Source organism: Anaeromyxobacter sp. PSR-1, assembly GCF_000964525.1.
GTDB lineage: Bacteria > Myxococcota > Myxococcia > Myxococcales > Anaeromyxobacteraceae > Anaeromyxobacter.
In genome coordinates this window covers 17,588-29,509 of record NZ_BAZG01000013.1, presented here as the reverse complement: position 1 = coordinate 29,509, position 11,922 = coordinate 17,588, and the positions used below count along the sequence as shown (strand labels likewise).

Sequence of the window (11,922 nt, the reverse complement as noted above, 5' to 3'; positions counted from 1 at the left end):
GCGGCGCTACATGGTGCCGCCGCTCACGTCGCGCACCTTGCGGATGGCGGCCACCCCGCAGCGCTCGCCGCAGGCGCTGCAGATCTCGTAGGTCACCTGCTTCACCACCAGCACGTCCGGGTGCTGCTCGGCGGGCGCGAGCCGCGCGCCGCAGCCCGGGCACGTCAGCTCGGTGGCGCGCTCGCGGCGGGGCAGCACCAGCGAGCGGCGGCGATCCGCCGGGCAGCGGCTGCACTCCACCCCGTACAGCCAGCCGGTCTCCTGCGCGGGCGGCACCTCGTCCAGATCGACGCCGCAGTACTGGCACAGCTCGGTGGCCATCCCCGTCGTCTAACGCCGCCTCCCCGCGCCGGCCAGCCTCCCCGGCCCGGCGGCGCGACCGGCGGCCGCACGCCGACGGGCGAGCCCGACCGTCCCGCCGCGCCCGCGCGCGAATTTCGCTGCGGCGCGGGCGCCCGGCGCTAGAACCGTCCCCCTCGAGATCGTCTACAGGAGGCAACACCACATGACTCAGGTCAAGGCCTGGGCCGCGCCGGCCGCCGGCGCGCCCCTCGTCCCCCACGCCATCGAGCGCCGCGAGGTGGGCGAGCGCGACGTCCTCATCGACGTCGCCTACTGCGGCGTCTGCCACTCGGACCTCCACCAGGCGCGCGACGAGTGGGGCGGGGCCACCTTCCCGATGGTGCCGGGCCACGAGATCGTCGGCCGCGTCGCCCGCGTCGGCGCGAAGGTCACGCGCTTCCGGCCCGGCGATCACGCCGGCGTCGGCTGCCTGGTGGACTCGTGCCGCACCTGCGAGCCGTGCCGGCGCGACCTCGAGCAGTTCTGCGAGCGCGGCCCGGCCTGGACCTACAACAGCACCGAGATGGACCGCCGGACGCCGACGCACGGCGGCTACTCGAAGCAGGTGGTGGTGACCGAGGACTTCGCGCTGAAGGTCTCGCCGTCGCTCGACCTCGCCGCGGCCGCGCCGCTCCTCTGCGCCGGCATCACCACCTACTCGCCGCTGCGCCACTGGAAGGTGGGGCCGGGCCAGAAGGTCGGCGTGGTCGGCCTGGGCGGCCTCGGCCACATGGCGGTGAAGCTCGCCGCGGCGATGGGCGCGGAGGTCACCATGCTCAGCACCTCGCCGGGCAAGGAGACCGACGCGCGACGCCTGGGCGCGAGCGGCTTCGCGCTGACCCGCGACGACGCCACCTTCCGCCGGCTGCACAACCACTTCGACTTCATCCTCGACACCATCTCGGCGCCGCACGACTACGACAGGTACCTGGGGATGGTGAAGGTGGACGGGGCGATGGTGCTGGTGGGCGTGCCGCCCGAGCGCACCCCCCTGCACGCGCACTCGCTCATCGGCGGCCGCCGCACGCTGGCCGGCTCGCTGATCGGCGGCATCGCCGAGACGCAGGAGATGCTGGACTTCTGCGCCGAGAAGCAGGTCGTCTCGGACGTGGAGGTCATCCCGATCGAGAAGATCAACGAGGCCTACGAGCGGATGATCCGCGGCGACGTGCGGTACCGCTTCGTCATCGACCTCGCCTCGCTGTAGCCGTGCGCCGCCGTCACGCCGGGTGCGTGTCACCCGGCGTGATGTGCGCGCGTGTGCTCCACGACAATTCGCGCGTCCGCGCGTGCGAATCCTTGCGCGAGGACGCTGAGTAAACTAGGTTTCGTCCTCCCGGCGCGCAGGGGCCCTGCGAGTTGCAGGCAACCCCCCAGCCACTTCTTGCTCCCCCTGCGCCCGGGGCTCTCCAGTCACCGCCCCGAGGCTGGCACGTGCTGCGGCGGCTGCGCGGCGACCGCGGCGCGAGCGCCCTCGCGCTTCACCTGGAAGAACGAGATGAGCTGCTGCAGCCCCTCCGCCTGCGACGCCATCTCCTCGGCGGTGGAGCTGAGCTCCTCGGCGGCGGACGCGTTCCGCTGCGTCACCTGATCGACGAGCGCCATCGCCTTCGAGACCTGCCCGACGCCGGCGGACTGCTCCCGGGAGGCCGCCGCCACCTCGTGGACCAGCGCCGCGGTCCTGCGGATCGCCGGCACCAGCGTCTCGACGAGCTCGCCCGAGCGCTCGGCGGCCGCGACGCTCGACCCGGCCAGGCCGCCGATGTCCTGGGCGGCCCTCTGCGAGCGCTCCGCGAGCTTCCGGACCTCGGTCGCCACCACGGCGAACCCCCGGCCGTGCTCTCCCGCCCGCGCGGCCTCGATGGCCGCGTTCAGGGCGAGCAGGTTCGTCTGGTAGGCGATCTCCTCGATGATCGAGATCTTCTCCACGATCGCCTTCATCGCGCCGACGGTCTGCCGGACCGACCTCCCGCCCTCCTCCGCGTTCGCGGCGCTCTCGTTCGAGGCCGCCTCCGTCGCCCGGGAGCTCTCCGCGTTCTGGGTGATCGACGCGCTCATCTCCTCGAGCGACGCCGTCGTCTCCTCCACGCTGCTCGCCTGCTCGCCGGTGCCCTGCGAGAGCGCCTGGGACGTCGCGGAGACCTGCTGCGAGGCGCCGGCCAGCGCCTCCGCGCCGCTCCGGACCTCGCCGATCACCTGGGCCAGCTTCTGCGCCATGGCGCCCAGCTCCGCGTGGAGCTGACCGACCTCGTCGCGACGATCGGCCGCGACGGTCACCGTCAGGTCGCCGCGCGAGATCGCCGCCGCGACCCGGACGGCCTCCCGCAGTGGAGCGGCGATGCTCCGCGCGAGGACCACGGAGAGGAGGACGAAGACCGCTGCGGCCGCGACGATCGTGGCGATCACCACCTGCCTCACCACGGCGGTCGTGCGGAGGGCAGCCTCCTCGCTCCTCGAGAACGCGCGCCGCTGCTCGTCGCGGAGCTCGAGGATGACCTGCTTCACCTCGCGCCACGCCGGCGTCTCCTTGCCCACCAGGAGCGCGACGGCCTCGTCGCGGTCGCCGGCCTCGGAGAGCTTCATCACCTCCTGCTTGAGCACGTGGTCCGCGGCCCAGAGGCGGTCGACGTCCTGCAGCCGGGCCTTCAGCTCGGGAGGCGCGAGCTGCCGCGCGTCCTCGAGGGTCTTCGAGAACGCCTCGTGCGCGTCCCGGTAGTTCTTCTTGGCGGTGCCGTCGGCCGGGTTGAGCAGGACGTTGCGGGTCGCCTGCCCGGTCTGCAGGCCCGCCGAGTACATCGACTCGAGGCCGACCAGGAGATCGAGGTCGCTCCCGGCCATGCGGCCGATGGTGGCGTCGCTCGCGCGCCCTTGCACCAGCGCGGCGGAGGCGACGGCGAGGAGCGCGAGGGAGGCCACGACGACGAGGAGGGCGAGCTTGGTGCGGATCTTCAGGTTGGCGAGCATGTCGGTATCCCGTGAGGAGCCTCGGCGTGCGGTCCACCCGGCCCCCGTGCATGCGTTCATGCAGGAAGCGTGTCGACGCACCAGGTCGGCGAGCGGAGCGTCCGGGGGCGACCGGCGATGTGCGCCGCCGGGACCGGTGTGAGCGGCCGCCGGCGACCCGGCGACGTCTGCGTTCCTCGCGGGCGCGGCCGCCTGCCGCAGACAGGGCCTCGGGACGCGCCACGAAGCGCCCTCCGCGCGGCGAGATCCCTCCGGCGGCGGCCGAGGCTCGAGCAGCCGCACCCGGCGAAGCCCGGCGCCGCGAACCTGGCTCACCCAGGTGGTGACGGCCCGGGTGCTTCAAGACCTGCGAGCGAGTTCACTCACCGTGCGCATCCCCGCGGGCCGACACGAGCAGCATCATCGGGCGCCGGCGCTCGTCCTTCCAGTCCGGGTGCAGCTCCAGGAGCTCCGGCGGCGGCTGGGGCTCGACCAGCCGCTCCAGGCGGAACCCGGCCTCGAGCACCGAGTCCACCCAGGTGGCGACGGTCCGGTGGTGCTTCACGACGGGCGCGCCCATCCACGTCGTCGTGCGCGGCCCCTCGTCCTGGTAGCCGTCCACCGGCCAGTGGCGCCGCGCGCCGTCCGGCCCCAGGCACCAGTCCTGCTCGGCGCGGGCGGTGAAGATCGGATGCTCCACCGAGAACACCAGCGCGCCCCCCGGGCGAAGCCACGCGCGGACCTGCGCGAGGACCTTCGGCAGGTCGGCCACGTAGTGGAGCGCCAGCGAGCTGATCACCACGTCGAAGGACGCGGGCGGGAGCTCGAGGTCCTCGATGGCCGCCTGCACGTAGCTGAGCCTGGCGTCGGCGCCCAGCGCCCGCGCGCGCTCGAGCATCCGCTCGGAGACGTCGACGCCGACCACGGCGCTCGCGCCCTGCTCCAACGCATGGCGGCAGTGCCACCCGAAGCCGCAGCCGAGGTCGAGCACCCGCTTCCCCCGGAGTTCCGGCAGCAGGGCCCGGAACGCCGGCCACTCGCCGGCCTCGGCCAGGCCGCCGACGGACCGGGGCATCCGGCTGTAGTTCGTGAACACGACGGCGTCGTCGTACTTGTTCTCGGCCATGGGTCTGCTCCGGGGCCGTCGACGGCTGCTCCCACCTGCCCCAACGACGAAGGGCGCCCGACGGGCGCCCTCCTGGATTCCTCGTGATGTTCGAGAGGCACCGGGCGGATTCGAACCGCCGAATACGGGTTTTGCAGGCACCTACCCTGCCAAGGATGTCCATGGCTTGGGGTGGCCCCGTTACACCGTTACACGGTTTCCCGGTCCGGCTCACGAGCGACGCTGGACGAGGCGGTGCACGTCCAGGACGTAGCTCTTCGTCTGCTCGACGGCATCCGAGAGCCTCTTCACGTCCTTCCTGAGGGAACCCAGCTCAGCGCCGATGTTCGTGTAGTCCATGACCCCGACGATGGCACCGCAGCTGGCGCACTGGACGGACACAAACTTGAACTTCGAACCGCTGGGCTCGAAGTTCACAGCCTCGAATCGCGAATTCTGGCACGCGGGGCAGGTGGGACGAGCCATCGCGTCCGCCTAGAACCTGGGGAGCGCCAGCAGGTTGTCCGTCGGCTTCCCGTCGGCGAAGGTGCGGAGGTATGGCGGGTTCCCGTCCACGACGCCGACCTGCACCTCGTTGCGCCCGTCGTTCACCCGGGCGTCGCCTCCCTTCTTGATCCAGTCGACCATCGTCGCCCGAGTGGCGACATCCGACTTCCCGTCGGCAGGGTCCCTCCAGCGCACACTCGCGATGTGCTCGTGTTGCGTCCCACCCTCCATGTGCACCGCAATGACGTAGACCATCGTTCGCCCTCCGTTCTCGGGTCCATCCCCGATCCACCACAGGTCTATCTGGATGGTCTGACAGCTCTCGAACCGGACGGCAACCAGCTGATATTCTTAAGTCCATGAGACATCAACGCCCTACAACCCATGACATCCATGTCGTGAACGGTCATTCCATGGAACGTGACATCCCGTTTGGGTGTACGGGTTCGATGATTCCACTTATAGTGCATCTTGACCCACAGTCAAGTGGGCAGGGAGAAGGACATGACGACCAAGACCACGAAGCTGACCGCCCCGAAGGCCGAGTCGAAGATCACCGCCGAGACCAAGCCCGTCGGGAAGCCGGCGGTGAAGGAGGACAGGCCGCCCAAGGCCGCGACGAAGGAGGCCGAACGCACCGCCATCCAGAAGCAGGTCGAGCGCTCCCGGGAGGCGGTCTTGCGGCTGATCAAGGAGGCCGGCCTGAAGGTCGAGAAGAAGACCTCCTGGCACAAGGTGGCCGGGAAGGAGAGGCGCCGCCTCTACGTCGGCGTGAAGAGCCCGCAGGTCCACCTGTCCGGCTTCGAGCTGAAGCACGAGGGCGTCGAGGCGATCTCGGAGGCCGAGGCGAAGCGGCGGCACCTCGGGTCGGTGCGGGGCATCCTCTGGCTGGACCGGCAGACGGACGCGATCATCAAGGACGCCGTGAGGGCCGCCCTCGCCGGGCTGAGGTAGCGCGCCTCACCGTCAGGCCCCGGGCTTCGGCCTTGGGGCCTGAGTTGTCTTCGGAGATTCAGACCCGTAGTCGACGTTATCGATCCAATCGTCCGACACTTCCTGCTGAGGCTTGAGCGGAGCCAGGAAGGCCATGAGCGGCTCCTTCCACGCATCGATCTGGTGCCAGATGCCCCATGAACTCTCGTGGAACGGCTTCATCTCACCGTCGGCGATGCCGACCGCGTGCTGGTGGTAGAGATCGAGAAGACGTGTGCAGGCCCAAGTAAGATCAACGCCTAGCAGAAGGCTCGCCGCGCTGATGACTCCCCTGGTGCGAGCGCTCTCCGCCTCAAAATCCTCAATTCCAACGCGTCGTTCGTCCATCTCGAACAACAGACGTTCCACCCGCCCAAGTGCTCCGTAGACCTGGACCAGGGCGTCGTATTGCCGCTTCCGCATCTCGACGGACACCATCTGCTCCGCCTTGAACTTCTCAAGTCCTCGGCTGACGTACCAGCCGCCGATCAGTACGGCGATGATCGTGGTGAAACCCTTGATGGCCTCGATGAGCACCTGTTCGTTGAAGGTCACGGTCCTCTGCATTTGACCATGGCCACCTGACACCCTCCGTGACGATCGGAGTGACCCCGTCCGCCGGCCATGGTTTCCCCTTACCTCCGGTCCCGGGCCCAACGGCGGGCCCGCCGTCACCTCGGACGGGCCACCCGGGGCCGGTCCAGGCCGTCGATCCGGTCCTCGAGGTCGTTCACCTGGAGCCGGAGCTCCTCCACCGACCGCATGATCCTGAGGTCGGTCCGCTCCTCGTGCTGCTGGATGGCGACGCGGACCGCCTCCGCCTGCCCCTCGGTCTGCTTGGCGTTCTCGTCGCGGACGATCCGGCGGATGAGCTCCCCTCCCCCGTTGCCGAAGAAGAGCTTCAGGTCCTCGTGCAGCTGCTCACGCCGGGCCTGGGTGTCCTCCCGCCGATCGGCGAGCAGCTGCCGCCGGATCCGGTACAGGTGGAGGCCGACCGCGCCGAGGGCGGCGCTGAGGGCCGGGTTCTCGGTGACGAACCGGATGAGGGAGTCCTCGGACATCACGCGCCCCTCACCCGATGCTGCCGGACAGGCCCATGAACAGGGCCTCGGCGCTCCGCCGCTCCTGGTCGAGCTGGTAGGCCCGCTGGGCCGCGGCGGACACCGCGGCGGCGGCGTCGGCCTGGGTTGCCGTGACCGGGACGAAGATCCAGTCCCGGACGATCACCTCCGAGGTCGTGTCGTCGACGACGTCGACCTGGAGCTGCACCTGGTCCTCCTGGCGGGCCATCCAGCTGACCCGGTAGATCGTTCCCATCTTCCGTTCCTCCATCACAGCTTCGTCGCGTTGTGGCTGAGCAGCCCGTCGGTCAGATACGTGTGGGCATCCCGGACCGTGAGGCGGCAGGTCTCGCCGCGGCCGTCCGGCGCCACGCTCGCGACCACGCCGCCCGGTTGACCGAGGATCTCGGCCCCTGGCCTCATGTCCTGGACCAGCGCCCAGCCCGAGGGCGTCATGAACCGGTGGCCCACCGAGACCCGGAGCGAGCGCCCGTCCTCGGTGGTAAGGCGATACAGGTCCAGCTCGCCGCGGCCGACATAGACGACCGGGAAGCAGCCGTACTCCTGCCGTTCCTCGGAGAACGACCAGAGTAGGTCACCGACCTGAACATCACGGGCGAGCTTCCAGCTCTTGTCCCAGAGTTGGACCGGGGTCTCCGGGACCGGACAGCCGATCGGGTCCGGTGACGTGTCTCCACCGCCGCCCGAGCCGGTCGAACCGCCGAGCGCGTAGGCACCGGCCGTCAGCGCCCCGCCGGCCGTGTTCGTTGACTGGAAGTCACGGGTCGGTGAGTAGCCGTAGACGTTGTGCAGCTTGACCCGGAGGTAGCCGTTCCAGTTGTTGGGGGCCGCGCTGTAGACGTACTGGTTACCGTCGGTGTGCTTGTGGAACGTGTACGTGACCTTGATCGAGTTGTCGGCCGACGTCAGCAGGGCGTTCTGGTACTTCCGATCCGGGACGGGGACGTAGACGGTGCCCATGTTATTCGGCGCGCTGTTGTAGACCGTGACCTCCAGGTAGCGGAGGCCGTCGAAGCCGTCCGAGGCCGACTTCGGCTGGAGCACGAAGTCCCAGGTGGCCTGGTTGTGGAGGACCGTCCCGTCCCAGAGCCCGCCCCGCTGATAGACGGTGAGCCGATCCCCGTTGGTCGCGTCGTAGATGACGGGGGCCGCCCGGCTCTCCCCGCGGTAGAACGAGGCGCTCTTGGCCAGGTCGAAGTCGACCGCGTTGACGGACCGAACCGCCACCTCGTCCAGCAGCCACTGACCGACGTACGCACCGCCGGCGGCGATGCGCATCGGGGTGCTGGAGTTGTTGAACATCATCGACCCGGACTTCGCGTAGGGCCCGGTCGTTCCGGCCGGGTAGAGCGTTCCCGTGGCCTCGAGGTAGTTGCTCGTCCTGATGATGTTCGCGGCGAGGTGGCTCGCGGTGAGCGTGCCGGCGGCGATCTCGGTCCCTGAGATCGTCCCCGCCCTAACGTGATCGCCCGTGAGCGTGCCGAAGGCGACGTGGCTGCCGGAGATCGTGGCGGCGGCGATGTCCGTGCCGCTGATGGTCGCGGCGGCGATGTGCGTGCCCGAGATCGTGCCGGCCTGGATGTGTCCGCCCGTGATGGTCGAGCCGGAGATGTGGGTACCCAGGATCGTCCCGGCGGCAATGTTGGTGCCGGAGATGGTGCCCGCCGCGATGTCGCTGCCGCTGATGCTGGCCGCCTGGATGTGCTGACCGGTCAGCGTGCTGAAGGCGACGTGCGTGCCACTGATCGTGCCGGCGACGATGTTCCCACCCGTGATGGTCGAGCCCGAGATGTGGGCCCCCTGGATCGTCGCCGCCGCGATGTGCGTCCCGCTCAGGGTCCCCGAGCCAACGTGGATGCCCGTGATCGTGCCCGGCGGCAGGTTGCCGAGGTCGGTGCTGACCTTCCCGGCGAGTCCGGACAACGCCGCGGAGGCGGAGCTGAACGCCTGGCTCGCAGTCGCCTGGGCCTGCGACGCGCTGCCAAGGGCGACCGTGCCCGTGCTCAGGGCCCATGAGGCGGTGGTGAACGCGAGGGACGCGGTGGTCAGCGCTGCCGATCCCATGGCGAGGGCGTTGGAGGCGGTGGCCTGCGCCCGCGATGCCGAGGTCAGCGCGATGGAGGCGGTGTTGAACGCGACCGTGGCGCTGTTCAGCGCGACGGTGCCGGTGCCGAGGGCCCATGAGGCCGTCGTGAAGGCGGCAGACGCCGTCGTGAACGCCTGGCTGGCCGTGGCCTGGGCAGCGGAGGCGGAGCCGAGGGCGATGGTCCCGGTGCTCAGCGCGTCGCTGGCGGTCACGGACACGTTCTCAACGACCAGCGGGGCGTACAGCCTGACGAGGCCGTCGTCGTAGCCGTCGTGGGCCTGGGGGGTGACGTCCACCGAGGCCACGTGCGGCCACTCGATCGCCTCGATCCGGAGGCCGCCGTCGTCCTCCTCCTCGATGGAGGTGATGCGGACCGTCCGATCGTTGAGGCCGAGCATCGGCTCGGTCAGGCCGAGGAGGTCGCCGGGCTCCAGGGCGGACCAGCGGGGACCGACGCGGAACCTGTACCGGTTGCGGCGCGTGATCGACCGCTGGGCCATGAGGCCGCTGAGCGTCATCACCTGCCTCGGGTTCTTGATCCAGGCGCTGGTGATGGTCGGCGCGCGGCGCTGGCCGTGGGCGGCCTGGTGCCCGGCGTCGGGCAGCGAGTAGGTGTCGGTCGAGCCGTTGGCGTCGTTGTTCTGGATGCTGATCGGGAACTCGTTGAAGACCTCGTCCTCGGGGACCCGCTCGACGGTGACCGGGTCCTCGCCCTCCGTCCGAAGCAGCTCGTCGGCGTCGAGGGTGACGGAGGCGGTCGGCGGCGTGTACGACCCCGTGGCGAACGTGCCGTTGGGGATGACCCGCAGACCACCGTTCGACCAGACGATCGTGCTGTCGGTGTCGCGCATCAGCTCGTCGATGAGGTCGGCGACGTTCGTGGCGTCGTCGATTCCCCGGTCCACGTGCGTGAAGCCCATGGCATCGCAGTAGGCCCGGTAGGATCCGGTCTCGACCGCCGAGGCAGGGATGCCTGATCCGGAGGCGACCAGGTCCACCAGCACGTCGGCCGGATGGCTGAGCATGCCGATGACGCCGAACTCGATCCGCGGGACCTTGCCCTCCGGAGTGCCGAACATGTTGGACCGGAACTGGGCGGTGCCGGCGAAGGTCGGGCCGGGACCGGAGCCGTAGGTCACGAAGCTGCACGTCGGGGCGGCGCTGCCGGTGATGACCTCGTACCAGCCTCCCTGGCCGACCAGGTGGAAGAGCTGGACGAGGTCCCCGTCGCGGTAGGCGTTGACGATTCCCGCGACCGGCGCCTCACAGATCGCCCAGACCATCGCGAGCGTCTGGCCCCGGTAGTTGCCGCTGTAGAGCGTCGGGACTTGGCCTGACGCCGTCAGGTACGCCGCCGTCCTCCCCGAGGTGTGGACGGCCCGGGCCGTGACCCGGGCGTTGCCGTACACCTTGGCCAGCGGCTCGCCGAGCCTGGTCTGCGGGGGCAGCGCCGGCTTGGGTGGGATGTACGGCGGGTGCTGGTCCTCGCTTCCTGCCGCCGGCCTGTCCTGATCGATCCTGGTCGCCATCTGTCAGCTTCCTGCGTCTGTGCTCGGGGCGAACGGGAACCCTCCGAACCGAGCGATGTTCGAGAACGTTCCGCTGCACCGGAGCAGCGTGTGGTCGCAGCCACGGCGCAGGACCACCCCGGTCCCCGAGGCTGGGACCTGTGGCAGCGCCGGGGTGACCTCCACCGCCGTGATCCCGGTGGCGGCCTGGGAGTTGGACACGATCGTCCGCACGCTGCCGCTCATCGGCCCCGTGGTGACCGAGAGCGTCCCGATCCTGAGGTCGTCCGTCGTGAAGGTGGACGCGCCGACGTTGACCACGGTCGTGGTCGAGCCCGAGGATGCCACCCGGCCGAACGTGTGCGGGGCCAGGTCCGCCCCGCACGGGCCGTCGCCGAGGAGGTACGGGCACGGGACCTGGACGATCCTCGGCGGGAACGCCCTGGACATCGAGGCGACCAGCGACTTCACCGTGAGGTCGATCCGGGTGGAGCCGGGCTCGACGTTCACCACCCGGCCGTCGAAGTCGGTGACCACCCCGGCCACCGTCCCCCAGCTGCCGGAGAAGTACGCCCGCTGCACCAGGACCCGGACGTCATCGAACGATCCCTGGAGGGCGGCCTGGAGGATCGGCGTGCCGGCCAGCGTCGCGGCGCCCGGGATGAGGGTGATGTCGATCGTGTCCACCTGGAGGCCGGTCCTGGTCCTCGACCTCCCCTTCGTGATCCCAGGTCCGGAGGACGACCAGGTGGTGGTTCCGGAGACGACGTCCGTGTCCGCCGAGGTCCAGCGCTGCGTCACCTCCCCGAACTCGAACGTGAACAGCTCCGCCATGAGGTGGACGTCCGCCCCGTAGAGCGTCGACTGCAGCTGGTCACCGATCGACTTCATCCTGGGCTCCTCCGATGGGCTCCGATGTGACGGAGCGTGCACCCCATAGGTATTGGTGGCCCGGGGATCCGGGTCACTCCGACGTCATCCTGGGTGACCTGGTCACTTCACCGAGATGACCTCGGCCTCCGCCGCCCAGACCCCGGGGACCTCCCGGGCGAACCGGAGGCTGTCCTCGACGAAGCGGACGCGGACCTGGGCGCCCGAGTACGGGTCGACCATGAGGAACGAGTCCCAGGCGCCGAGGTGGACATCGAAGAACCTCTGGACGGCGGCCGCCTCGCTGTACGCGGCCCACGGCGCCGCGGCGGCCACGTCGGCGCGGAGGACGTTCCAGCGGAGCCGGTACCGGTACCTCGGCGACGACCACCACGCGGCCCGCTGCTCCTTGCCGCCGGCCGTCTCGTAGATGCTGGTCCGGTAGAGGGTCGTCCGGTCGACCTCGACGTCCAGGCCCGGAAGGTCGGGGAACACGTCGTTGGACAT

At 70.1% G+C, this 11,922-nt stretch carries 13 protein-coding genes; 2 read left to right on the top strand and 11 right to left on the bottom strand.

What is annotated here, in order from left to right; all coding sequences use genetic code 11:
• Nucleotides 1-6: 6 nt before the first annotated feature.
• Nucleotides 7-321, bottom strand: a complete 315-nt coding sequence (locus PSR1_RS04260) for a hypothetical protein (RefSeq protein WP_059436394.1) — start codon at nucleotides 319-321, stop codon at nucleotides 7-9.
• A 184-nt stretch (nucleotides 322-505) separates the two neighbouring features.
• Between PSR1_RS04260 and PSR1_RS04255 the strand changes: the two genes are divergently transcribed.
• Nucleotides 506-1,549 carry an NAD(P)-dependent alcohol dehydrogenase gene (locus PSR1_RS04255; protein ID WP_059436393.1) on the top strand — a complete coding sequence of 348 codons (1,044 nt, stop codon included), beginning with the start codon at nucleotides 506-508 and terminating at the stop codon, nucleotides 1,547-1,549.
• Between the two features lie 206 nt (nucleotides 1,550-1,755).
• Here PSR1_RS04255 and PSR1_RS04250 read toward each other — a convergent pair whose 3' ends face one another.
• The 4 genes from PSR1_RS04250 to PSR1_RS04235 all read right to left on the bottom strand — a co-directional run bounded on the left by PSR1_RS04250 (nucleotide 1,756) and on the right by PSR1_RS04235 (nucleotide 5,152).
• Nucleotides 1,756-3,306, bottom strand: coding sequence for a methyl-accepting chemotaxis protein (locus PSR1_RS04250; protein WP_059436392.1), 1,551 nt, complete (start codon nucleotides 3,304-3,306; stop codon nucleotides 1,756-1,758).
• A 358-nt stretch (nucleotides 3,307-3,664) separates the two neighbouring features.
• Nucleotides 3,665-4,411, bottom strand: coding sequence for a bifunctional 2-polyprenyl-6-hydroxyphenol methylase/3-demethylubiquinol 3-O-methyltransferase UbiG (locus PSR1_RS04245; protein WP_059436391.1), 747 nt, complete (start codon nucleotides 4,409-4,411; stop codon nucleotides 3,665-3,667).
• Between the two features lie 210 nt (nucleotides 4,412-4,621).
• A complete protein-coding gene (locus PSR1_RS24795; protein ID WP_272946326.1) occupies nucleotides 4,622-4,750 on the bottom strand; it encodes a hypothetical protein in 129 nt (42 codons plus the stop codon).
• Between the two features lie 135 nt (nucleotides 4,751-4,885).
• Nucleotides 4,886-5,152, bottom strand: coding sequence for a DUF3892 domain-containing protein (locus PSR1_RS04235; RefSeq protein WP_059436389.1), 267 nt, complete (start codon nucleotides 5,150-5,152; stop codon nucleotides 4,886-4,888).
• 249 nt (nucleotides 5,153-5,401) lie between these two features.
• Here PSR1_RS04235 and PSR1_RS04230 point away from each other — a divergent pair, with 249 nt between their 5' ends.
• Nucleotides 5,402-5,851, top strand: a complete 450-nt coding sequence (locus PSR1_RS04230) for a hypothetical protein (protein WP_152643299.1) — start codon at nucleotides 5,402-5,404, stop codon at nucleotides 5,849-5,851.
• 12 nt (nucleotides 5,852-5,863) lie between these two features.
• Here the strand turns inward: PSR1_RS04230 and PSR1_RS04225 are convergent, their stop codons facing one another.
• The 6 genes from PSR1_RS04225 to PSR1_RS04200 form a co-directional block, all read right to left on the bottom strand.
• Nucleotides 5,864-6,424 (bottom strand): hypothetical protein, encoded by a 561-nt coding sequence (locus tag PSR1_RS04225; RefSeq protein ID WP_152643298.1) that lies wholly within the window; start codon nucleotides 6,422-6,424, stop codon nucleotides 5,864-5,866.
• A 116-nt stretch (nucleotides 6,425-6,540) separates the two neighbouring features.
• Nucleotides 6,541-6,930: a hypothetical protein gene (locus PSR1_RS04220; RefSeq protein ID WP_059436386.1), complete on the bottom strand. Its 390-nt coding sequence runs from the start codon at nucleotides 6,928-6,930 to the stop codon at nucleotides 6,541-6,543.
• A 10-nt stretch (nucleotides 6,931-6,940) separates the two neighbouring features.
• Nucleotides 6,941-7,186: a hypothetical protein gene (locus PSR1_RS04215; RefSeq protein WP_152643297.1), complete on the bottom strand. Its 246-nt coding sequence runs from the start codon at nucleotides 7,184-7,186 to the stop codon at nucleotides 6,941-6,943.
• 14 nt (nucleotides 7,187-7,200) lie between these two features.
• Nucleotides 7,201-10,566 (bottom strand): phage tail protein, encoded by a 3,366-nt coding sequence (locus tag PSR1_RS04210; protein ID WP_059436384.1) that lies wholly within the window; start codon nucleotides 10,564-10,566, stop codon nucleotides 7,201-7,203.
• A 3-nt stretch (nucleotides 10,567-10,569) separates the two neighbouring features.
• A complete protein-coding gene (locus PSR1_RS04205) occupies nucleotides 10,570-11,436 on the bottom strand; it encodes a DUF2163 domain-containing protein (protein WP_059436383.1) in 867 nt (288 codons plus the stop codon).
• Nucleotides 11,437-11,538: 102 nt separating this feature from the next.
• Nucleotides 11,539-11,922: a DUF2460 domain-containing protein gene (locus PSR1_RS04200; protein ID WP_059436382.1), complete on the bottom strand. Its 384-nt coding sequence runs from the start codon at nucleotides 11,920-11,922 to the stop codon at nucleotides 11,539-11,541.